21 protein-coding genes are annotated in these 24,028 nt (G+C 40.2%); 9 read left to right on the forward strand and 12 right to left on the reverse strand.

What is annotated here, in order from left to right; all coding sequences use genetic code 11:
• Both ACYVM0_RS05655 and lepA read right to left on the reverse strand, forming a co-directional pair.
• A complete protein-coding gene (locus tag ACYVM0_RS05655) occupies positions 1 to 567 on the reverse strand; it encodes a hypothetical protein (RefSeq protein ID WP_460553777.1) in 567 nt (188 codons plus the stop codon).
• Positions 568 to 771: 204 nt separating this feature from the next.
• The gene (lepA, locus tag ACYVM0_RS05660) at positions 772 to 2,562 is read right to left on the reverse strand and encodes an elongation factor 4 (RefSeq protein WP_460553780.1); all 1,791 of its coding nucleotides are present in this window, start codon (positions 2,560 to 2,562) and stop codon (positions 772 to 774) included.
• A 238-nt stretch (positions 2,563 to 2,800) separates the two neighbouring features.
• On the opposite strand from lepA, the gene ACYVM0_RS05665 reads away from it, so the two are divergent.
• Positions 2,801 to 3,271 carry a leucine-rich repeat domain-containing protein gene (locus ACYVM0_RS05665; protein ID WP_460553783.1) on the forward strand — a complete coding sequence of 157 codons (471 nt, stop codon included), beginning with the start codon at positions 2,801 to 2,803 and terminating at the stop codon, positions 3,269 to 3,271.
• 317 nt (positions 3,272 to 3,588) lie between these two features.
• Here ACYVM0_RS05665 and ACYVM0_RS05670 read toward each other — a convergent pair whose 3' ends face one another.
• Positions 3,589 to 4,206, reverse strand: coding sequence for a flavin reductase family protein (locus ACYVM0_RS05670; protein WP_460553786.1), 618 nt, complete (start codon positions 4,204 to 4,206; stop codon positions 3,589 to 3,591).
• Positions 4,196 to 4,615: a GlcG/HbpS family heme-binding protein gene (locus tag ACYVM0_RS05675; protein ID WP_460553789.1), complete on the reverse strand. Its 420-nt coding sequence runs from the start codon at positions 4,613 to 4,615 to the stop codon at positions 4,196 to 4,198. The genes ACYVM0_RS05670 and ACYVM0_RS05675 overlap by 11 nt, the downstream gene beginning before the upstream one ends.
• Positions 4,616 to 4,701: 86 nt before the next feature.
• Between ACYVM0_RS05675 and ACYVM0_RS05680 the strand changes: the two genes are divergently transcribed.
• From ACYVM0_RS05680 to ACYVM0_RS05690, 3 genes are all read left to right on the forward strand, one after another.
• Positions 4,702 to 5,133: a MarR family winged helix-turn-helix transcriptional regulator gene (locus tag ACYVM0_RS05680; protein WP_460553792.1), complete on the forward strand. Its 432-nt coding sequence runs from the start codon at positions 4,702 to 4,704 to the stop codon at positions 5,131 to 5,133.
• 149 nt (positions 5,134 to 5,282) lie between these two features.
• Positions 5,283 to 6,443 carry a phosphoribosylglycinamide formyltransferase 2 gene (gene purT, locus ACYVM0_RS05685; protein WP_460553795.1) on the forward strand — a complete coding sequence of 387 codons (1,161 nt, stop codon included), beginning with the start codon at positions 5,283 to 5,285 and terminating at the stop codon, positions 6,441 to 6,443.
• A gap of 347 nt (positions 6,444 to 6,790) precedes the next feature.
• Positions 6,791 to 7,234 carry a cold-shock protein gene (locus ACYVM0_RS05690; protein WP_460553798.1) on the forward strand — a complete coding sequence of 148 codons (444 nt, stop codon included), beginning with the start codon at positions 6,791 to 6,793 and terminating at the stop codon, positions 7,232 to 7,234.
• A 32-nt stretch (positions 7,235 to 7,266) separates the two neighbouring features.
• Here the strand turns inward: ACYVM0_RS05690 and ACYVM0_RS05695 are convergent, their stop codons facing one another.
• The 5 genes from ACYVM0_RS05695 to ACYVM0_RS05715 all read right to left on the reverse strand — a co-directional run bounded on the left by ACYVM0_RS05695 (position 7,267) and on the right by ACYVM0_RS05715 (position 11,917).
• Positions 7,267 to 9,771, reverse strand: coding sequence for a cation-translocating P-type ATPase (locus ACYVM0_RS05695; RefSeq protein ID WP_460553801.1), 2,505 nt, complete (start codon positions 9,769 to 9,771; stop codon positions 7,267 to 7,269).
• 108 nt (positions 9,772 to 9,879) lie between these two features.
• Positions 9,880 to 10,386 carry a DUF2231 domain-containing protein gene (locus ACYVM0_RS05700; RefSeq protein ID WP_460553804.1) on the reverse strand — a complete coding sequence of 169 codons (507 nt, stop codon included), beginning with the start codon at positions 10,384 to 10,386 and terminating at the stop codon, positions 9,880 to 9,882.
• Between the two features lie 45 nt (positions 10,387 to 10,431).
• A complete protein-coding gene (locus tag ACYVM0_RS05705) occupies positions 10,432 to 10,791 on the reverse strand; it encodes a hypothetical protein (protein ID WP_460553807.1) in 360 nt (119 codons plus the stop codon).
• 128 nt (positions 10,792 to 10,919) lie between these two features.
• Positions 10,920 to 11,471: a GNAT family N-acetyltransferase gene (locus ACYVM0_RS05710; protein ID WP_460553810.1), complete on the reverse strand. Its 552-nt coding sequence runs from the start codon at positions 11,469 to 11,471 to the stop codon at positions 10,920 to 10,922.
• A 68-nt stretch (positions 11,472 to 11,539) separates the two neighbouring features.
• Entirely contained in the window at positions 11,540 to 11,917 is a 378-nt protein-coding gene (locus ACYVM0_RS05715) for an SRPBCC domain-containing protein (RefSeq protein ID WP_460553813.1), read from the reverse strand.
• Positions 11,918 to 12,018: 101 nt separating this feature from the next.
• On the opposite strand from ACYVM0_RS05715, the gene ACYVM0_RS05720 reads away from it, so the two are divergent.
• Complete coding sequence (locus tag ACYVM0_RS05720) at positions 12,019 to 12,612, forward strand: 2OG-Fe(II) oxygenase (RefSeq protein WP_460553816.1); 594 nt, start codon at positions 12,019 to 12,021, stop codon at positions 12,610 to 12,612.
• 11 nt (positions 12,613 to 12,623) lie between these two features.
• Here the strand turns inward: ACYVM0_RS05720 and ACYVM0_RS05725 are convergent, their stop codons facing one another.
• A complete protein-coding gene (locus ACYVM0_RS05725) occupies positions 12,624 to 14,423 on the reverse strand; it encodes an ABC transporter ATP-binding protein (RefSeq protein ID WP_460553819.1) in 1,800 nt (599 codons plus the stop codon).
• A 188-nt stretch (positions 14,424 to 14,611) separates the two neighbouring features.
• On the opposite strand from ACYVM0_RS05725, the gene ACYVM0_RS05730 reads away from it, so the two are divergent.
• Complete coding sequence (locus ACYVM0_RS05730; protein ID WP_460553822.1) at positions 14,612 to 15,652, forward strand: PAS domain-containing protein; 1,041 nt, start codon at positions 14,612 to 14,614, stop codon at positions 15,650 to 15,652.
• An 84-nt stretch (positions 15,653 to 15,736) separates the two neighbouring features.
• Positions 15,737 to 16,219: a hypothetical protein gene (locus ACYVM0_RS05735; RefSeq protein WP_460553825.1), complete on the forward strand. Its 483-nt coding sequence runs from the start codon at positions 15,737 to 15,739 to the stop codon at positions 16,217 to 16,219.
• Here the strand turns inward: ACYVM0_RS05735 and ACYVM0_RS05740 are convergent, their stop codons facing one another.
• Both ACYVM0_RS05740 and ACYVM0_RS05745 read right to left on the reverse strand, forming a co-directional pair.
• Complete coding sequence (locus tag ACYVM0_RS05740) at positions 16,220 to 16,762, reverse strand: DUF1415 domain-containing protein (RefSeq protein ID WP_460553828.1); 543 nt, start codon at positions 16,760 to 16,762, stop codon at positions 16,220 to 16,222. It lies immediately after the preceding gene.
• A 121-nt stretch (positions 16,763 to 16,883) separates the two neighbouring features.
• Positions 16,884 to 19,229, reverse strand: coding sequence for a T9SS type A sorting domain-containing protein (locus ACYVM0_RS05745; RefSeq protein ID WP_460553831.1), 2,346 nt, complete (start codon positions 19,227 to 19,229; stop codon positions 16,884 to 16,886).
• A 348-nt stretch (positions 19,230 to 19,577) separates the two neighbouring features.
• Here ACYVM0_RS05745 and ACYVM0_RS05750 point away from each other — a divergent pair, with 348 nt between their 5' ends.
• Both ACYVM0_RS05750 and ACYVM0_RS05755 read left to right on the forward strand, forming a co-directional pair.
• Positions 19,578 to 22,367, forward strand: coding sequence for a TonB-dependent receptor (locus ACYVM0_RS05750; protein ID WP_460553834.1), 2,790 nt, complete (start codon positions 19,578 to 19,580; stop codon positions 22,365 to 22,367).
• A 310-nt stretch (positions 22,368 to 22,677) separates the two neighbouring features.
• A complete protein-coding gene (locus ACYVM0_RS05755; RefSeq protein WP_460553837.1) occupies positions 22,678 to 23,862 on the forward strand; it encodes a hypothetical protein in 1,185 nt (394 codons plus the stop codon).
• Positions 23,863 to 24,028 lie beyond the last annotated feature (166 nt).

Genomic DNA, 24,028 nt, shown 5'->3' on the forward strand with positions numbered 1-24,028 from the left:
TTATGGTATAGTCTTATTTCCAGGTTCCAGCGGGGCAGCGGCCATTACAGCAGCCCGGAACAACGAAAAATCGCTGCGGTTATATAAATTGAATGTAACTTCTCCGTAAATAGTACTGTAGGTAGGAAACCTGTCCAGCCAGCTCATAAGGTTTGCGTAAGTGCCTTTGCTCAGTTTTTTATTTTTCAACAGCTCTTCCTGGTATTTTCGCAGGTAGCAGCAGGTTAAACCACGTTCAAATTCTATAAACTCTGTCACATATTTTTTATAGTAACCACCTTCATCATCATATTCAGCTATCTGCACCACATCATGAGACACATCGTATAAATTGGATGTGGTAGTGGTGAGTACGGCATCGCTTACCGGCTGGTTATTTTCCAATGCGGCTGCAACGGGTTTAAAATACATCCAGGCAGTGTCCAGTTTTTTCTGGCAGGCTTCGTAATAATCCCGTTTGGCACCGGCTCTTTGCGAAGCATCTAATCTTTGCATGCATCTTGATACACGAAAGATGGTTAAGGTAAGACTGAAAATGATGGCAATAATGGCAAAAGGCTTTTTCATTGGTTCGTTACTGCGGTAAAATTGGGAATGTTTTATTTAAAGAATTATTCAATGCTCAATAAACTTGCATTATATCATACTTTGTACCTCTTTTATAAATGGTACAACATTATAAAGGCTCTTGTCTTTTATTGAACATTGAGCGTTGAACAATGATTATTGAACATTTTCCTTGTCCATAATCAAATGTTCAATACCAAGCCCTTAATCATTCAGTTTCAACACTGCCAGAAACGCCTCCTGTGGTACTTCCACATTACCGATCTGCTTCATTCTTTTTTTACCTTCTTTCTGTTTTTCCAGGAGTTTACGTTTACGGCTGATATCACCACCATAACATTTTGCAGTTACATCTTTACGCATGGCGCTGATGTTCTCTCTCGCAACCACTTTGGCGCCAATGGCTGCCTGTATTGCAATCTGGAATTGCTGTTTAGGTAATAGTTCTTTTAATTTTTCGCAGAGCTTACGGCCAAATTCGTGTGCACGTCCACGATGGATCAATGCACTTAAGGCATCCACTTTTTCGCCATTGAGTAAAATATCCATTTTCACAATATCACTGGCCCGGTATTCTATCGGGTGATAGTCAAATGAGGCATAACCTCTCGTCATGCTTTTTAATTTATCATAAAAGTCGAATACAATTTCTGTCAAAGGCATTTCAAAACTTAATTCCACCCTTGTGGGCGTTAAATAACTCTGGTGCGTAAGCACACCACGTTTGGTAATACACAGGGTCATGATATTGCCGATATATTCCGGTTTGGTAATTATCTGTGCCCTGATAAATGGTTCATCAATATGATCGATCCTTGTAGGGTCGGGCATTTCGGTGGGATTATTTATTTTGACTATTTCTTTTTTAACTGTGGTGGCAATAAAGCTTACGTTGGGTACAGTGGTAATTACCGTTTGGTTAAATTCTCTTTCCAAACGCTCCTGGATAATTTCCATGTGCAGCATACCTAAAAATCCGCAACGAAAACCAAAGCCCAGTGCCTGTGAGGTTTCCAATTCAAAAGTTAATGAGGCATCATTCAATTGCAGTTTATCCATACAATCCCTCAACTCTTCAAACGCATCTGTTTCCACAGGGAATATACCGGCAAATACCATCGGCTTCACATCTTCAAAACCCTGTATGGCTTCGCTGGAACCATTTACCGTAGTGGTAATGGTATCACCCACTTTTACTTCCTTGGCATTTTTTATACCGGTGATAATATAGCCCACATCCCCTGCCTTCACTTCATTCTTCGCCTCCATGCCCAGTTTTAATATACCCACTTCATCGGCACCATATTCCAGGCCGGTATTGCTGAATTTAATTTTATCGTTCTTTTTAAGTGTACCATTAAAAATTCTGTAGTACACAATAATTCCCCTGAAGGAATTGTACACACTATCAAAGATCAGTGCCTGTAAAGGTGCTTCCGGATCGCCCTGTGGCGCAGGGATACGTTCGATAATGGCGGTTAGGATCTCTTCGATACCAATACCGCTTTTACCACTGGCGAGCAAAATATCTTCGGGTTTACAACCAATCAGTTCAACGATCTGGTCGGTCACTTCGGGTATCATGGCCCCGTCCATATCAATTTTATTGATGACAGGAATGATCTCCAGGTTATTTTCAATAGCGAGGTACAGGTTGCTGATTGTCTGTGCCTGAATACCTTGTGAAGCATCCACCAAAAGCAGGGCGCCTTCGCAGGCGGCCAGCGCACGGCTCACTTCGTAACTAAAATCCACGTGGCCGGGGGTATCAATCAGGTTGAACACATATTCCACACCTTTCCACTTATAGTTGATCTGGATGGCATGGCTTTTAATGGTGATGCCTTTTTCCCTTTCCAGGTCCATATCATCCAATACCTGGGCCTGCATATCCCTTTCGCCAATGGTATGGGTAAATTCCAACAAACGGTCGGCAAGGGTACTTTTTCCGTGATCAATATGGGCAATGATGCAAAAGTTTCTGATATTCTTCATGTAAATTCTCCTCTTTTTAAGAACGGCAAAAGTAGCTTAAAAAGGTGGATTTTGAGCGGGTGTGGGAAAAGGGGAATATTGGGAGAAAGCGGACTGAAATCCGAAGCACTTATTCATATGACTATTTTCAATAAATTGCATTGCTGCAATGGTAAATATAAACGTAACCGGGTATACACAGATGCGACCATTACTAATCATAACGCTATTTACCATTTTCTCCTGCAATCAGGTGCACATGGCAAAGCATGAGACAAAGCTTATTTTAAGCGGACAAAAATTAACTTCAATTCCAGACTCTGTTTTTGACAAAACTGACCTTACTTATTTAGATTTAGGCAGCAGCAATATAGTTTTTTATCCGCCCTTTTCGGCAATGGAAGATAGCAATGCAAATAGTATTTCAGAACTTCCAGTCAAAATTGAGCAACTGATAAATTTAAAGACACTAATCCTTAATTCCAATAAGCTAACCACTTTACCAAATTCTATCACTAAATTGACAAGCCTTGAAGTACTTGATCTCTCAAAAAATAAAGAGCTTGACATTGCAAAGGAACTTGACAAGCTAAAGGAAATAACTAATCTTAAAGTATTGAAAATTGTTGATGCAGAACTTAGAAAAGATGATTATCAAACCATTGAAAAGGCATTACCCGGTATAAAATTAATTGTAACTATTCCTGAATATTTTGACAGCCTTAAGTGACAGTACGGGTGACAATAAAGATTTGGAGGTAGTTTGTTGGTGGTTTTTTAACTTTTAGCATCAGTGGAAATACTTAACTATAGATTTTTCTATTTCAGTAGTCGGGCTTTCCGGAGCATAATTTTAATCCTGATGGGAAATCATCCATGATCAGGCGATAGCTGCATGATTGATCTCTTATACCGATTGGGAACCGGGGTTCTCATAATTTCAGGTGTTTTATTTGCTATTACTTTTAAGAATTTACCGCGATATTAGCCCGAAAAAAAATCGAATGATGGCAGGCGAGTGAATTTTTAAACCCATCGGCTCCTGCATTATAACGGAAAAAACTTTTCGTCATCTACCGTAAACAAATTGGTAGATACACAATAATTTGAACCAGCCATACGACCGATTGCTTTCAATTTAGACTGATTGATCCTAAAATTATTTTCTAAAAGTTCGTCTGAAATATATAAGTGCCTTACGATTCCGATAACCAGCTTTGAAATTCCAACTTCAACTACCTTAAAAGTTTCGCACTCAAATGATACCGGTGACTCTTTTACACGAAATGGTTTTACGGTGTGACTTTTTTCTTTTGTAAGTCCTGAATATTCAAATTCAGATACACCATAGTCTAAAACAGTTGCTGCCTTTGCCATCCTGACTGCCATTGCTTCATTGACAATGTTAATGACAAATTCGCTTTTCGCTACTTCAATAATGTTTGTGAAAGTATCTTTATTTTTCCTATCTGGTTTTATTCCGGCCACGGAAAAAGACAATGCCATTGGGTTATGACCTACTATATTAAAATACGAAAATGGTGCAAGGTTACAGCTACCATCCGGTGAAATAGTGGACACCAAAGCAATCGGCCGGGGCACAACTGTTCCGGTTAATAATTTGTAACGTACATCAAAAGGGATTTCTTCAATATTAATTTCCATTGTTTAGCTCGTTTAAGGATTCAACAAAAGCATTGGCTACCAATAAATCCTGTTCAAAGTTTCCGCCGGATACACCAATACCACCAACAAACTGGTCATCAAGTTTTAAAGGCAAACCACCTTCCAGCATACAGGCATCCCCGGGTACCTGCTGAATTGCCTGAGCCAAAACAGGTACTTTTTCTGTAATCGTTCTTAAAATATGCGATGGACACTTAAACAAAAAAGCAGTTTTCGCTTTTAACAACGAAACTTCATTGGTAATGAAATTTGCCCCATTCATTCTGCTTTGGTATACAATATGTCCGCCCTCATCTATAACAGTCAGGCAAACAGCAACGTTTTGTTCATTGGCAATTTTAAGGGCTTTAATTCCGGCGGCAATGATGTTTTCAATTTCAATTTTCATCTTTATTGTTTTATATTTGTGTCAGTATTATTTACATAATGTCAATACTATTGACAAATATACAGCCGATAAAATGACTTTTCCAAATGAATGATGAAAAAAATATTTCGGGACTGATACATCACCTGTCAAGACAGCTGACTAATTCATCCAATCAAAAATGGGCAGACATTGGCTACCCTGACATAAGAACAACTCACGTAAGCATACTGCTCCGTATTGATACAAAAGAAAATAATCACAATATGGTAGCCAAACAATTGGGAATTTCACGACAAGCCATTTCAAAACTAAATCACGAATTAATTGAAAATGGCTATTTGACCGCAAGTCCCACAGAAAACAATAAAAAGTCTGAAACTCTTTCATTGACAAAAAAAGGGCATCAATTTTTAGAAGATTTCAAAAAAGCAAACCAGGACCTGGAAAAAGCATTCATAAAGATTCTTAACAGAGACCGGTTTCATGAATTTAAGTCTGCATTGTTAACTCTTGACAATTATTTCAAGACCAGGTAGGGTAAAGCTGAACGATGTGCCGCTAAAATGAACCGCTTAAAAAACAAACCAGTTCTTCTCCCCTGTTCACGCAGCTTTCCAACTTTTAAAAAGTTGAAAACCTTACCCCTGCAATCCCTTAATTTTGCCCCGTTTCAAAACACTTTACTATGAAGAAAATAATGCTCCTCGGCTCCGGCGAATTAGGAAAAGAGTTAGTGATCGCTTTAAAGCGTTTAGGCCAATACGTTATATCCGTGGATAGTTATAATGATGCACCGGCACAACAGGTGGCAGATGAAAGAGAAGTGATCAATATGCTGGATGGCGCTGCGCTGGACAGTATTGTAGCCAAACATAGCCCGGATATTATTGTGCCCGAAATAGAAGCCATCCGCACCGAGCGGTTTTATGATTATGAACAACGGGGCATTACTGTGGTGCCCAGTGCCAAAGCAGCTAATTTTACCATGAACCGTAAAGCCATCCGTGACCTGGCAGCAAAAGAACTGGGCTTAAAAACAGCGCAATACGAATATGCCAATAGTTTGGAAGAACTGATAGCTGCCACCCAAAAAGTAGGTATTCCCTGTGTGGTAAAACCATTGATGAGTTCATCAGGTAAAGGGCAAAGCGTAATTAAAACCACAGCAGATATTGAAAAAGCCTGGGCCTATGCACAATCGGGCAAACGGGGCGATCAGACCGAAGTGATAGTAGAAGCATTTGTACGCTTCAATTCCGAAATAACTTTACTTACCGTAACACAACAAAACGGCGATACTTTATTTTGCCCGCCGATTGGCCATCGCCAGGAACGTGGCGATTACCAGGAAAGCTGGCAGCCAGCCGCTATTGCATCCGGCCAGTTAACTACCGCACAACAAATGGCGGAAAAAGTGACGGCCGCATTAACTGGCGCCGGTATCTGGGGCGTTGAATTTTTTCTGGCGGATGACGGTGTTTATTTTTCAGAATTATCTCCCAGGCCGCATGACACCGGCATGGTAACCCTGGCCGGCACACAAAATTTTTCTGAATTTGAATTGCATGCCCGTGCCATACTGGGCTTACCAATTCCTGCCATTACGCTGGAACGTGTGGGCGCCAGCGCTGTGATACTGGCAGATAAAGATGGTACTGCCCCCAGGTACACCGGGCTTGAAAAAGCTATGGCACATGCACAATCTGATATCCGCATTTTTGGCAAACCCGTTACCCGCCCATACAGGAGAATGGCTGTGGCACTGGCTTATGACGCTTTGGGCAGCGATGTACAGGAAGTGAAAGAAAAAGCTATTGCAATTGCAAAGGAAGTAACCGTGGAGTAAGTTACTGCTTAGCAGCTTCACCGGGCATACTGCTCCGGCTTAATAATACCATTAAACCATTTTGACATGTAAGGACATTTAGGGTTCCTGAATGTTTTCTTGAATGCCTTATGCCTATAGGATTAAAATATTACCTGTTGGTCGGTCCTCATTTTACCCTCTTTCCTTGCCGTATCCCCGATAAACAAAGGTTTAACTATTCCATAAATCAGAAAGATTAGAAAGACCGCCTAAAAAGTTTTACCTTTATATAAATCTGCCGAAATCCCTCAACACTTTTTCCCCAGATATTAACTCTACTATCCTTCAGCTTAACAGCTCATTTTATCACTAAACAACAGTACAATATGGCGGAAACATGGAATAAAAAAGAAAGAGAAAAGAAAAAACAACAAAGTAAAAGAGAGAAGAAAGAAAGAATGCAGGAACGCAAGGAGAATCCTAAGGCAAAAAGCATGGATGATATGATGGCCTATATTGACGAGAATGGCAACATATCTGCAACACCTCCCGATCCTAAAAAAATGCGCAAGATCAAACTGGAAGATATCGAGATTGGTGTACCAAGACAAGGCGATATAGATCCGGCTGACTTAATAAGAACAGGAACAGTTACCTTTTTTAATGGTGCTAAAGGATATGGTTTTATAAAAGATATTGAAACAGGAGAAAGTGTTTTTGTGCACATCAATGCATTAAAAGACGAAGTGAATGAAGGCAGCAAAGTAACATTTGAAGTGGAAATGGGCCCCAAGGGTGCCAACGCTATCAATGTGAGAAAAGCCCCTTAATTTTTCTGCCACATATTTTATTGAAAGGTTGATCAGTTGATACTGTCAGCCTTTTTTGTTTTTACCAGCTTCCACAAATCGATCCATAATGTACTTACCAATGCAGTGCCGGCGCAAATACCAATGGTTACAGAAGGCAGTGTATGTAAACGGAATAAATTTTGTATAAACGGAACATATAATAACATGGCAATAAAAGCCAATGTAATACCGGTGATCAATGGTACCAGGTTATTTTTATAGCGAATGGTTTTAAATACCGTGTACACAAATGAGCGGTTGACCAGCGTAAGAAAAATATTACTGAATAAAAGCGTAACAAAAATAATTGTGCGGATAGTGGTTTCATCACTGCCCTGCTGCATGTAATAATAACCAATAGCAAGGCAACCTGCGGTTATCATCAAACCCTGTATAATACTCAGCAATAATTGTTTTAAAGATAAGAACGATGTACCTGCACGCAATGGCTTACGTTGCATGGTACCGGGCTCCATCGGTTCGTTTTCGTAAATGATAGAACAGGTGGGTCCCATAATTAATTCTAAAAAGATAACATGTACCGGCGAAAAAAAATCGGTGAACTTCCACAATAACAGCAACGGTAATGTTACGATTAAAATGATGGGGATATGAATGGACACAATGTATTGAATGGCTTTTTTAAGGTTGTCGTAGATCTTTCTGCCCAATGCCACTGCATCAGTCATATGTGCCAGGTCATCGTCGGTAAGAATTAATGAAGCGGCGCTCCTGGCCACTTCGCTGCCACGCAGCCCCATGGCAATACCAATGTGTGCGGCTTTTAATGCAGGGCCGTCATTAACACCATCGCCGGTCATCGCCACTACTTCACCATTTTCTTTCAGCGCATCAATCACTTTTAATTTTGCTTCGGGAAACATCCTGGCATAAATATTTACCTGCTGCACTTTTTGTTGTAAAACTTCTTTACTTAAATGCAATACTTCCTGCCCTGTCAATACTTCACTGTTATGATCTAATTTAATTTGCCCTGCAATAGCCAATGCTGTTTCGGCATAATCTCCCGTGATCATTTTTACAGAAATACCAGCTTCCCTGAATGTTTGTATGGTGTGCATGATATTTTCTTTTGGAGGGTCCTGGAAGGCGATCAATCCTAAAAATTCAAATTCAAATTCCTCCTGGGATACGGGCCATTTTTTTTCTGTCCATTTTCCCTTTCCCACGCCTAAAACACGATAGCCTGCTTTTGCATAAGCCAGTGATTGTTCTTCAATATGTTTTAATGCAGCGATTGATAAATTACTTTGCCTTAAAATTCCTTCGGGGCCGCCTTTGGCTGCAATGATGATTTCGCCGGTGTTATCTTTAAAAATATGGGTCATCATGGGTGGCTTACCACCAATGGGATATTCATGTATTTGTTCAAATGATTTTCGTTTATCTGTTGCCGTAATGTTTTCATACAATTGATGAATCGCTTTTTCCATCGGATCAAAAGGATTGGTTTCGCTGCTCCACATGGCGTATTCAATAAGGGTTAACGGCAACGGTTCCTTGTCTTTTACCGGAACAGATAATTTTGACACCGCATCGTACAAATAAGCAATGCTCATTTTATTTTGTGTAAGCGTCCCGGTCTTGTCGCAACAGATCACCGTGGCAGAACCCAATGTTTCCACATACTGCGGTTGTTTTACAATAATATTATTCTTTAATAAACGAAATGCGCCCAGTGCCTGGAAAGTGCTGAAGGCCACAGGAATTTCTTCAGGTAAAATACTCATCGCTAAAGTAAGCCCCTGTAAAAAAGAATGCACAATATCTCCCGACTGGTAATAATTAAAACCTACCACAATTAAAAAAGCGATGACACCTATCCAAACCATACTACGTACAAAAGAACGGATCTGTAATTGCAGGGGTGTTTTTGCAATTGTAATTTCTTTAAGCGATAACCCGATCTTACCGAACATAGTTTTTAATCCTACATCAGTAACTTGTATAGTTGCACTGCCGCTTGTTACCAGTGTTCCCTTGTACACACTGTTCTTATCGCCGGCAGTTTTAGTTACGGCAAATGATTCGCCTGTAAGAATTGACTCATTGATTGAAAAATCATTGGCCGCCATTATTAAACCATCTGCGGCCACTATTTCTCCTTCTTCCAGTAATAGCAGGTCATTCACCACAATATCTTCTGTATCTACGTTTACCATTACCCCGTTGCGCAACACTTTTGCCTTGGCTGCGGATATTTTTTTTAATGCCTGTACGGCATTCTTGCTCCTGTATTCCTGGAATAATGAAATACCGGCCACAATAAATATTGATACCAGCATAATGATACCTTCCTGGTACTGCCCCACCACAAAATAAACAATGCAGGCTGCCAGTAAAATAATGAACATAGGTTCCAGCACTATTTCTTTTAATACCTGCAGCAGCACACGGTCTTCCTGCATTTCAAGTGTATTGCTGCCGTGATGGCGGCGGCTTACCATTACCTGTTCATCGGTTAAACCCTTAGCATTATTAACAGCATTGTTCATATAAGCAATTTAAGTTTTTTAGTCAATTATTTTATGACCAGCATAATCACCATGGATGAAGTAAATCAGTAAAAAGGTGGCACATGCTGCTGTGCCACCTTTTTATTATCAATCATCATCTTTTTCTTTTGTTGTATTCCCTTCTTCGTTTACATGCTGCTGGTTTACCAGATTCCCGTTCCTGATCTCAGTATGCCTTATCTGTCCGCCGTAATAGCCGGTACGTGCCATTGCGGCAAAGGAAATAACCGATATAATAAAAGTGGCAATAAAAATCATGCCTGCGGTTTTACGCTTCAGCCAGGCAAATATTACCGCCACCAATGCTACTATACCTGTAATGCCCATCAGCCAGATAGCAATACCGGCAGCTTCTTCATGCAATTCAATAATGGCTTCAGAAACGCCGGGTAATTTTTCAACCGCTTCTTCAGCCGGCTCACCGGTTAAATAAACCGGTACTGCAATTATTGCCATAGCACCTAAAATAATAGCTGCTATTGATTTGATATGATCTTGTTTTTTTATAATGCCCCATAATAGAAGGCAACTGCCAATCAATGTTCCTATCACAGGAAAATGATTGAGCAGCAAATGAAAGTGTGCTGTATTCATTGCTGAAAATTTAAAGTTTAAAAAATGTAGTCACTTAAAATAAAATCAGCAAAAGCGGGGAGGTTGCCAGATGGCATCAGCATACCGGCAGGGAAGCAATAAATTAACATACGTGCCAAAAGAATTGGTAGTACTAACCGGCCGGGTTAATAAGGTGAAATTTAAATCGGGGATAATTGAAACGAATGAACCTGCTGCTGTAACGACAGCAGATGATTTGAAAGGCAGCCGGCTATCTTCTTTGGCATCTTTGTCGGTGCCATCTTCCCGGCTATAATGCATAAACAGGAATTGAGTTAATTGAATGGCCTTGTTTTCTTCACGGTGATCGTAATAATGCATTACCAGCAATGGCAATTTAAGTAATTCCCCAACTGCCGTTGCAGAAAAAACATATACCGCCATTAATAGTATTGCCGTTATTTTTTTTACTTTCACCAGTCAAAGTACCGGAAATATTCAAAGACTACAAATGATTACAATCATTTTGCAGAATATTTTAAAATTCTTAACAGCTGCCGGAATATATTAAATTACAACACAGGGTTTTGACTGATTATTTTTTCCATCACCATAAATTCCAATGGTTGTAAGTGTTTACCTGATTCGCCATCTTCAATAAATGGTTTTCTTTCGCCCGTATCACCATAGCCATGGCGTTGGTACCAGTTGATCAGTTCTGTTCTAACACTGATAACCGTCATGTACACCGCTTTGCATTGTACCAGTAAAGCATATTCTTCAGCAGCCTGTAATAACTTTTTACCAATGCCTGCGCTTTGTAAATGCGGAGATACGCTTAACATACCCAGGTAAATTTTATCACCATGTTGCTGCAGGTTTACACAACCGGCAAGTTGCTCATCATTGGTATATTTCAATAATACACTCCCTTGCTGTTGTAGTACTTCCAGTAAATGGCTTTCGCTGGTACGTACGTTGCCTGCAATAAGGTGTGCTTCTGTTGTCCAGCCTTGTTTGGAAGTTTCGCCACGATAGGCGCTGTTGAGTAATGCTGTTATTGCAGCAGCATCTGCAATTGTTGCAGTTGCAATATTTTTGTCTGAGAATTTAAAACTCATCATATAAAATTTGAAATAATCCTGCAGATAAGAAATATCTCTCTGCGACTTCTGCGTTATCTGCGGGGGGATCAGCTATAAAAATCAATCAGCTGTCCAAAATAACTTTCGTCCCAACCTTCTGTAAAATCTTTATATACTTCATCAGGAATATTAGTATGCAGCAGTTCGGCTGAAGTACCTTGTTTATGCGGATGCAATTTGATCGTAACAATTGATGCTTCTTCCTGCCCATCGAAATACCATTGCTGCACAATCTTTTTACCTTCTTCAAAAGCAATATTCATACCCACTATACTACCCTCCCACATAGAAAATTCGCTACCGGGTTCGGTACTCATTTCCGCATCTTCACCGGTCCATAATTTTATGGTATGCGGCAGGGTTAAGGCTAAATACACTTCTTCGGGCTGCGCCGGTATAATATAGTATTTTTTAAAGTCTTTCATTTTTAAAATTAGCATGTAAAGATAAAAGCGTTTCTCCAATTGCAATAATAAATACTGCTGCTGCCTGCAGAAAGCCTAACTTGTTCAGCTTAAATACTGGAATGACCAACACCTTTGACCTGCTGATTGATAGTTACCTGGATAATAATATTGGCGTGGATACCGGCTTTTTAAATGCAGCACTCTGCAAAGGACTGCAACAAAATATCCTGCAACTGCAAAAAGACGACCTGATGACTGTCGCAGGTATTGGTAATGATGAAGTGAAAGATGCCAGGCAGAAAATGCGGGGCGATAAAATTTACTGGATGGATAAAAGCCATAACAATATTTTTGAACAGGAATTTTTACAACGGGTGGAAGATTTTATTGAATACCTCAACCGCACCTGCTACACCGGTATTAATGGTTACGAATTTCATTATGCGGTTTATGAAGAAGGTAGTTTTTATAAACGCCATAAAGACCAGTTCAAGAATGACAGCGATAGAAAATATTCGCTGATCAGTTATTTAAATAACGACTGGCAGGAAGAAGACGGCGGGCAATTAGTAGTATACCAAAACGATACCGCACAAAAAATACAACCACAATCTCAGACTTCTGTATTTTTTAAAAGTGATGAAATGGAACATGAAGTAGCACAATCCAACCGCAGCAGGATGAGTGTTACCGGCTGGCTGAAAAGAACTTAATACCATCTGCATTATAAATATTCAGTTATACCTGTTGCCAGTCGGTCATTATCTTTTACATTGGTGATTTTGGTATTTCTTTCACCGATCTGTTGCCGCCACATGGCATAATACAATCCTTTCAGTTGCAGCAATTGCTCATGTGTTCCGGTTTCTGTAACCCTGCCCTTTTCCAGTACGTAGATCATACTGGCATTCATGATGGTTGATAAGCGATGGGCAATAGAAATAATGATCTGTTGCTTTTCTGCCGCAATAGCATTGATAGTTTCGGCAATGGCTTCTTCGGTAATGGAATCCAGCGATGCCGTAGCTTCATCAAATATCAGTATCTGTGGTTTTCTTAAAAGTGCCCGTGCAATAGACAACCGTTGTTTTTCGCCACCGGATAGTTTGGTACCGCCCTCTCCCAGCACTGTATCCAGGCCTTTCGGGCTTTTTATTAAATTATAGGACGCAGATTTTTGTAACGCCATGATCATCTCTTCTTCTGTGGCAGCAGGTTTAATAAATTGCAGGTTTTGCCTTACGGTGCCTGCAAACAATTGCGTATCCTGTGTTACAAAACCAATCTGCCTTCTTACTTTGTTATAGCGTATATCCTTAACTGATACATTGTCAAAATAAATGTCTCCGGTAACCGGTGAGTAAAGCCCCACCAGTAATTTTACCAGCGTGGATTTGCCGGAACCACTGGGGCCAACAAAAGCAATGGAATCCCCCACACTTGCCTTAAACGAAATATTATCAATGGAATTTTCTGTTGCCGTTTTATGCCTGAACACCACATTTTTAAATTCAAGGGTTTCCACGTTACCTACTTCAATCGGTTCTTCGGGGCGCATTTCAACAGGTTTTTGCATCAGCAGGTCAAAGTTTTGCAAGGATGCTTCTGCTTCACGATAAGCCAATATAATAGTGCCCAGGTCCTGCAATGGCCCGAAAATATAATTCATGATAAATTGCATGGAGATCAGTTCTCCCGCTGTAAGTACTTTTCTGAAAATAAGCCAGAGCAAAATAAAAAGTATGGATTGCTTGAGTAAATTCAGGGTAACATCCTGCATAAAACCAAGGCTGCGTACTTTTTTTACCTTCATCATTTCCAGGTTAAAAATATTTTGAGTAAATGTTTTTAACCTTCTTATTTCAGGGTATGTAAGGCCCAGGCTTTTCACCAATTCTATATTGCGCAATGATTCTGTGATATTGCCGGACATGATGGCATTCTCCCTGAAAATTTTCCGCTGAATGGTTTTTATTTTTTTACTCAGCAAACCGGTAAGCCCGCCCAGCAACACCACGCCTATTAAAAATACAGGTATCAATGCCCAGTGTTTTGTAATGGCATAGTAAATAAGAAAGACCAACCCTACTACAGTGGAAAAAAGAATATTGATAAATGAACTGAGAAAATTTTCAGTATCCCTCCTGGTCTTTTGCAGAATGGAAAGTGTTTCGCCGCTTCTTTGTTCTTCAAATTCCTGGTACGATAAACGCAATGTTTGTTTAAGCCCGTCATCAAAAACGCTCTTACCAAATTTTTGTACCACCAGCCGCAAAAAATAATCCTGGAAAGCCTTAGCCAGTTTGGCTGCAAATGCAATTCCTATTGCCAGCAGTAAAAGCCACAAGATACCCGTTACCAGTTCTTTTTCAGTTTTATTTTCCGGGTTCAAAGCATAGCCATCAATGATCTTTCCAAAGATCACCGGGTCAAAGAAATTGAGTGCCTGTGCAACAGCCGCCAGCAACATCGAAAAAATGGCCAGCCACCGGTATGGCCTGAGGTATCTCCATAATATCTTCATAAATTATTTTTATTGATCCGTTGAACACCGCAAAATAGTGCATCTGAAAAACTATCAGGATTAAAAATCATCGCGGCTTTAAAAACCACAGTTTGTTTATAACAATAATATGATTTATACAACACCCGCATTTATATTTTTGTTTTGTATTTTGACCACTGTTTATAGAAGTGTTCAAGCAAATTTTTATGACTTTGTCAACCCCTGCTAATACCAGCCCGGGAGAAATGGGCTTATTGGTATCTGACCATATTACTGCAATGCTGGCCTACTGGGATACCAACCAGGTATGCAGGTTTGCCAACAATGCCTATATTGAATGGTTTGGAAAATCCAAGGAAGAAATGATCGGTAAGATCACCATGAAAGAATTACTGGGACCACTTTACGAAAAAAATCTGCCGCACATTAAAGCTGCACTGGCAGGAGAAAAACAGGTTTTTGAGCGGGAAATACCTGTTGCCGGCAAAGGTATCAGGCATTCCCTGGCCACCTATACTCCCCATATAGCAAACAACCAGGTAAAAGGTTTTTTTGTGCATGTTGCAGATGTAACTTATATAAAGGAGCTGGAAGCAAAATTATTAAAATCCAAACAGGAAATGTTGCGCCATGCCATTGAAGCGCAGGAAAAAGAAAGGATCAGCATTGAGCATACCATTAACGAAAATATAAGCCAGATGCTGGTGTACAGCAAACTATTGCTCAGCCATAATAAGGCAAAATCCGACCCGGATCTGAATGATAAAGTACTGGAATCAATCAATCATGCTATCAGGGAGTTAAAGTTACTCAGCCTTAATCTTACTCCTGCTGCTATCAAACATTTTGGATTTATCATTGGCACAGAAGATTATATCGAGAACCTTAAATCGGAACACCCTGTTGCTATCGAATTTGAATACAACGACAAAAAAATTGAAGCCCTCGCCATGGAGGATAAGCTTTCTGTGTTTCGTATCATCCAGAATTTTATACTCCTGATGCTGCGTAACCCGGTTGCCAAACATATCGGCATCCGCTTAAACTATAATAAGCCGCACCTGGGTTTAACATTAAGCCATGATGATACCAATTTTTTATTGTCAGAAACCAGTAATGAATTCATGGATATTGAACAACGGCTTGAATATTATGGAGGCAAAATGAGGGTACAAAAAACTGCTGAAGCCATAATTTTCCAGATCGATATTACAATAGATGATACAGAAAAAAATGCGGTAACATAGTCCCTCTCGTTAACATTCGTTTAGGAACGCTCATTGCTTTTACCCGCTAATTTCGGGATAGTTATTTTACCAATTATTATTGTTATGAAACTTATCCCCGTTGCTGTATTGCTATGCTGCCTGTCCTGCAATCAACATGCAAAAGAAAATGATACAGCACCGGTTACTGTTGCTACACCGGAAATTAAACCTGTAACAGAAGACTCATTAACTTTAAAATTACGCAGCGCCGTTACAGCCATTGAAACAAATGAACTGCAGCAAACCAGTACAATAAGGTCATTGGCAATAGACAGCATCAGGCATGAAATGATCTCATTAAAAAATTATTATACCACGCAGAAAGAAATTCTTACCAAAAGCATGAAATACTCTACTGATAAAGATAAAACCGCAAGGGCGCTGGCTTACCTGGATAAAATGGCGGCGCAATCTTCAGCAAAGCCGGACGTATATAAAGTACAATTTCACCTGGATGCATTACTGGCCAATTCCACCAGGTATAATGAGTTGCACACCAAATTCCTTAAAGAAGACCTTTCTGAAATAAAACTGGTATTCCCTTGATCACATGCAGGCATCCCTGAGCATTTTCATGTATACCAGTCCTTTTTTTCTTGCAAAATCAATATTGTCGCCGGGAATATTTTCAGGGTCTTTATAATTTTCCAATGCTTTGTCTATGCTTGACTCACGCAACAAGTGCAGCATCGGGTAAATGGAACGATTGGTATAATTAGCGGCATCTTTTTCCACTGCGTTGGCAAACATATACAAAGGATGAAAACTGGCCAGCTGGTAAATTCCCTCATACCCTTTTGCTATCAGCATATCTTCTGCATCCGCCACCAGGTCGAGATAGTCGTCAAAAACTTCAAATGATTGCGGAAAAATAAGGAAGCTGGTCTCAATGGTTTTTTCATCATCCAGCCTTATTGCTTCATCCAGCAATGCCGCAAGGCATACCACGGCATCATCACTGTTTTCAACTGTATAAAAAACGCTTTGTTGCTTTACCACATTAGCGGCAAAGGGGCAAAAGTTGCACCCCACCACCACATCATTGATCCATCTTTTTGTCTGCTCAATGGCATCTGTTGTTTCAATCATTTTCTGTGCTTAAGCATTAAAGCTACGGGTAATTACTGATTTTGCTTGCGGCCGATATAAATAGCCGTTAAAATAAAAAAGCAGCCTGCTGAGAGGCTGCCGTAGTGCTGGTTTTCCTTAATTATTTTGCAATGGTATAGTTTTTCCTGCTGTTATCAGCCGGGTTTATCACTTCAAGTATATACATTCCTTTGGGTAATTCGCCAAGGCCGGCAATACTTATTTGATTGGTGCCTGCAATTAATTGCTGTTGCTGCATCTTAATTGTACGCCCTGATATATCACTCAGCCTCATAACTGCCTGCCCTGCATTTTTAACGGTTACGGTTACCTGTATTTTTTCAACAAACGGGTTGGGCCATACTTTTACTTCAGCGCTTTTTGCAGCAACGGCTGTGGTATTGCTGTATTTAAAACTGCCGTTGTTATCATACAATTTTACCCTGTAGTATAAAGTACCGTTGTATTGCAGGTTGCTGATGTCATCTTTGCCATTATAATTAGTTTGCAGTGCAGCATTGCCTGCGGCTGTAACAGTAATACCGGTCTTTATAAAATTACTATTATTAAAACTGCGTTCCACTTCAAAATAAGCGGTATTGCTTTCGTTGAATGTAAACCAGTTTAATACAACTGTATGGTCATTCAATACTGTTGTTAAGCTGATATTATCCACGGGCAAGATTACCGCCCAGCCAACTACGTAGGTTGCGGGGCTTGCATCCATCTTACCTGCTGCATCTATATAAGCATATTTAAATGAGGTAGAACTACCAGCCGCCATTGCAGTAAGAATTTTTATCTTCAGCAATGCAGGATCGTAGTTGATGATTTTAAAAGGATTGTTCACCGATGGAGCTGTAACACCATCTGCCCCAAATTTTATCTGTGCATTATTGTACCAAAGTTGTGTATTAACAGGTAGCTGTGTAATTGCAGCAGTTTTACCACTTAAAGAACCACCTGCGGCATAATCTTCGGGATCACTTCCTTTTAACGGGCCGGGGCTACCCGGTGTGCCTGTACCATTAAGGGTAACAAATGTTCCCACCGGTGTTGGAACAATTACATAAGACTGATCAACGCTTTCGGGTAATCTTTCAATACCAAAATTAATATTGGTGATATCTGTTGCTGCGACTGTAAAAACAGCGCTGGTGCCATTTACACTGGCATCGGTACCCGTATTGGGCGTACCGTTAAATTCGCCTGTATTTACCCAACCTGCAGGCAAACTTACTGCCGGGGCAGCTGCACCCTGTACACCAGAAGTTGTGCTGATGTTTACCGTATAGCTGCCTGTAAATACATTGGCAAAACTGTAAGTGCCGTTGGTATTCACTGCTGCAGTGGCAACAATTTTGCCTGCGGCATCAGCCAGGTTAGCATACATTCCGGCAGGCACTATATTCGTACTACCGGTACTGTTATTTACATTACCGCCATTGGCATCGTTAAAAACATTGCCACTGAGTGCCACGGGTTTCTGCAGCGATACCCCAAAAAGCATCATGTCGCCTGACACATTAGGTGAAGATAACCCGAATGGATTTGTAGCACCAACTGACCATACCGGGTAAACGCCTTCGGATGGACTTACTACCGCAGAACCATTACTTACCCTTCCCCCGTCTCCTCTTACATACACTTTTAGAGTGATGGAAGTGATATTGGTTCCTGAAGCCAGCACACTACCGCTAGCCGCATACCTGTTAACACCATTCAATGCCGAACCTGCAGAGCTGGACCCGAGCCAGGTGGCGGCATTATTTATTTGTGTGGAGGTAACACTCAATTGTGTGTTGCCGGATAACTTGCTCAGGCTTACATTACTGCTGACCAGGTCAAATTCAGTAGTAAAACCCATATCATAGTTTTTTCCTGACTTTGTAAAATTTACCGTGCCACCCAGGCCAACGATCTGCAACACGGGATTAGCAACCGGTGTATTAAAAGTGATGGTAAGATCGCCGTAATATACTCTTGCATTTAAGGCTTTCTGATTTACTGTTGCAGCATTGATCAATGCATCTGTACAATTGAACAGGCTGATACTGCGGTCTGTAGCCACATTCATTCCTGTACCCGCAGTTGCAGTGCTGCAGGATGTAAACATATTGTTAGTCGGGTTACCGATACCGTTCATTAAAGAGTATAAGGCTGATGCACCTATCGGGCTATTTGCAGCTGCGGTAAGATTACCTCCAAAACTCATTCCGTGATTATTGGATAATCCTTCAACAGCACCCGGTGCGTATTGCTGGTTAGACAATGAATAGGTTACCGTTGTTGCCGGTGAAATACTGGTGGTACCACCCTGGTACAGGGTAACCGTTTGCGAAGTTGTTACAGGGCCATTGCCTGCTGGACCACCGCCGGTGCCCATTTTAAGCACGGTTTGCCCGAAAGTAACGGCGCTGGTAGCAGTGAATAAAATGGAAAGTAATAATGTAAATTTTTGTTTCATCCTGACAGATTTTATAAATGACGTAAACCAATTCTTTATTGGCTCCCTATTGTCCAGTTCTGTGCCAAAACAAAAATGTATAGTAAAGTGCTGATTGCAAACAATTTAGATTTTCCTGCGCAACAAGCGTTTTCCATATTCCGGAAAATATTATCCTTTTTCCGGAATATGGAATCAGTCTACTGTGTCTTATACTGTGAATATCGCTTTCCTTATTGCTGTTGCAGCAATAAGGAATACGATTGTAAAGCAGTCACTACCATTAACCTTAATTAACATTAATGCAAAGTTGGTTAACCGCATTTGTTTACAGTACCCGATAGTTTTGGCTCCTGAAAAACAACAGGTATGAAAAGAATTTTATTATCCGCAATGCTGGTTGTGTTTGTTACAACAGTCTTTGCACAAAAAAATATAGTGAAAGGACGACTGACCGACACACTGCAAAAACAAACAATAGAAAATGCCACAGTGTCTGTAGTAAAGATCAGTGATTCTTCCCTTGCAGGATTTACAAGGACTGACGCACAAGGGAGCTTTACATTAACCAACCTGCCACCGGGGCAATATCGTTTATCAGCATCCATGGCGGGCTTTCATCCGTTATGGAAGACTTTTGAGATTACTACTGAAAAAGAAATTGACCTGGGTAATATTGCAATGAAAGATAAAAGCCTGCTGGATGAAGTGACCGTGCAAAACCAACGGCCACCCGTACAGGTAAATGGCGATACCCTGGAATTTAATGCCGAAGCATTTAAAACAAAACCCAATGCCGTGGTGGAAGACATGCTGAAAAAAATGCCCGGGGTGGAAGTGGATAAAGACGGCACCATAAGAGTGAATGGCCAAAAGATAAGCCGTGTGTATGTAAATGGCAAAGAGTTTTTTGGCAACGATCCTAAAATTGCCACCAGGAATTTAGATGCCGATGCAATTGATAAAGTACAGGTATTTGATAAAAAAAGCGACCAGGCCACTTTTAGCGGTATTGATGATGGCAACAGCGAAAAAGCCATTAACCTGAAATTAAAAAAAGACCGGAAGAAAATGAATTTTGGAAAAGTTACTGCAGGCATCGGAACAAAGGACCGGTACGACGGACAATTTAATATCAATCGCTTTAATGGTGAGCAGCAGCTCTCTGGTATTGGAATGGCTAACAATACCAACCGCCAGGGTTTTACTTTTAGTGATATTTTAAATTTTACCGGCGAAGCACAGAAAATGATGCGTGGCGGTGGTGGCAGAATTGTGATTAACAATAATGGCCCGGCCGATTTTGGTTTACCCGTTCAAGGCATGAACAACAGCGAAGGCATTGCCCAAACCATGGCAGGCGGCATCAATTTTAATACTACCTGGAAAAAGAAAACTGAACTGAACGGCAGTTATTTTTATAACAATATCAACCTGGCGAATGACAAAAGCACCACCAGGCAAAACCTCTCTCCTGTTAATCCCTTTGTGTATAACGAAAACAGCAGCACCAATAAAAAAAGTGAAAGTAACCGCATGAATTTTACTATCGATTCGCAACCGGATTCTTTTAATTCGATAAAATTTACGCCGCAGTTTACCACGCAGCATAATCAATACCGCAGCAATGGCGTTTATCAATCGTTGTTAGCAGGTGATAAATTACTGAACAATGGCTTTACCAATGCCACTACAGATGCAACAGGTTTTAATTACAGCAGTAATCTTTTGTTGCGCCATAAATTTAAAAAGAAAGGCAGAACTTTTTCCTCCAATATCAGCACGGCATATAACGATACTAAAAGCAACGGCACATTACAATCTATCAATAGTTTTTACAACAATGGTACACTGGATAATAAAGACACTTTGGACCAGGTGAATAAGTTACATTCCACCGCAGGCAGTTTCGGCATTAACCTTAGTTATACCGAACCACTTAGTAAAAGGACACTTTTGGAAATGAATAGTTTTTATAATAAAAGTAATGGGGAATTAGACAAAAAAACATACGACCTCAACAGCCGGAACGGCAAGCATGATGTGATGAATGATGCATTGAGCAATACTTTTAAAAGCGACTACACTTATACCGGCGGTGGTGTAAACCTGCGGTCGCAGAAAAATAAAATTACAATGGGCGTTGGTGCCGCCGTTCAATACGCTTCGTTGTTAAGCCGCTTAAAAGACAATAGTAGTATACGCCAGCATTTTACCAATCTTTTGCCTGCCGCCAATTTCAATTATAATTTTACTAAAACCAGAAGCCTGAGTGTGCGGTACACCACCTCTACACAACAACCCACTACTGCTCAATTACAGCCGGTTAAAGATGTAAGCGACCCGTTGAATATCAAAGAAGGGAATCCCAATTTAAAGCAGCAATACCAGCATGACATCAACCTGAATTATTTTACAGCCAGCCCCTTGGCACAACGTAACTTTTTTGCGTACGCTAATTTTAATACATCGCAACATGCTATCGTAAATGCAGATGTGCTGGACCAGTTTGGCACTCGTACTACCACCTACAATAATGTGAACGGCGTGTATAATTTGTTTACCGGCATTGAAGCCGGCTTTAAAGTAAAAAAGTTGAATACCCGTTTTAATATTGGTGCCAACAGCATTGTATACAACAATTATAATTTTTTAAATACTATAAAAAACCGCATTACCAATATTGCTTTTACACCAAGGTTGGGCATCACTTATAATTACAAAGAAAAATTCGACATCAGCACCAGCGCCAGATTTGGTTACAACAAAATTAAATACAGCCTGCAGCCTGCATTTAATGATAATTACTGGCGCAACACTTATGAAGCTGATGCCAATATTAACCTGCCCTGGGATATTTCCATCAACAACGAATTTTCCTACAGCGTAAACAGTGGCCGCAGCCAGGGCTATAATAAAAACGTGACTTTGTGGAATGCTGCCATTACCAAGGGCTTATTTAAATTTAACCGGGGCACGCTGAAGTTAAGTGTGTTTGACCTGCTGAACCAGAACATCGGCATCAGCCGCAATGCCAACTTAAATTATATTGAAGATGCCAGCTACAAAGTGCTCAACCGTTTTTATATGGCCAGCTTTACCTACAACCTTCGTAAGGCGGGCAACAGCGGACCGCAGATCAATGTGCGCATCAACTAAAAAGGTATACCATGATAAACAAAAGGTGATGTGCGACAGCGCAGCGCCTTTTTTATTTGTGCCATAACCAAATTATTTTATTCCCTCATTAAATAAATTCTTAATTTACGAATAGAAATGACGCCTTGGTATTTGTGACTGAGGATGGCGAAGCCGTTTTTGAACCGTTTTAAAATTCAGTAAGAAAAATGGTAGCTGTGATTGGCACAGCGATAAATTCAAAATGTATAACATCAAAGCGTTGATTCTCAATACAACTTTATTTGCCTTATAGCACCTAATAACAAACACACAATTGAGCTGTAACATTATGACGCTCTTTTTCCAATTCATGCCAGCTATTACCGTGACACTACTTTTAGGTTGCGGTAGTCAGTCAGGCGACAAAACTAACAATCCCAAAAAAGATACTGTCATAAGTAACCGCAACAAAGTATTAGTTAACACGCCCCGAAGCTTTGTAAAGAATTATGGCGTAAACGACAGTAACAAACTATTTGTTTTTGTAGGAGAAAAAATATCAATTGAACCGCTACCTTATCAGCAAGGCTCTATGGACAATGGCTTCAAAGCAAAATACGCAATTCTTAAAAAAGTGTATGGCTACTTTCCGGAAGACACTATTGAATTTGTCACATACGACCATTATGGGTTACCTCCTTTTTCAAAGTTTAAAAATGTACTTCTGTATGTTTCAGCGGACAGCGGAATGTACTATCATCAAAAGTATATATACAACGATGTTTACAAAACTAAAGGCGGACGCTGGGCGGGTGCATATGCAAAAGATGACTATGAACATCCATACAATAAGCGCACAAAAATAAAACCTGTAAAAATTGACTTTGCTAAAAGGGTCACTTATCCGAAAAACGATAAGTATCCCAAACCCTATTTTAAAATAATTGGCGATAGCACCATTGCTGTATACGGCAATTATGTTGACGAACTATTTACCTTAAAAAAAACTGGCATTCTTACATCAAGAGAATTATTCAAAGCCACTCCAGAGCAGGAAGAATTTATGGTAGAATCATTTCAACCAGAACCATCCAAAACTCCGCCAACTGCAGACGATTTAAAATTCCTGGCATTTTGGAAGACATTTACAGCATCAGTAAATGAGCCAGAGCTAACGACCTTCAAAATTATTGCCTTAGATACCTTATTGATTTGCGACAAACTGCGTTCTTCTGACAACTTCATTTATAAATGCTTCAACGAGGTGATTGACGATGAGGTTCGGAAAAGAATTAGTGATAGAACAAAACTTGAATACACATCGGCAGAGGTTGAATTTGCTAACCTTTTCACTTCTACAGCGAAAAAAGAAATCTTGAAAATTGGCAATCAATATCGGTTCAGACAAATGCTGGTAACACGAAGTACCAAGAATAACAATCCTCCGGAAATTGTCTTTAATTTCATAGAGACGAAAAAAGGTTATCGGCTTTATGGCATAGACCATCATTGGTTTAAAGAATGTTGTCAATAGCGCCATAAAGTTAATTACGATGATATGCATAAAACCTCATCATTTTACATGTAATAAAAAGTGGCTTGTTCCGGCTGGCCTTTATTTTTTGCGCTTAACCGCTTAACTTCATCTAAACAAGTTTATAGCAGCGGTACAAGCACCGAACATTCATATCATGCATTAC

This window comes from Ferruginibacter profundus, from assembly GCF_054783275.1.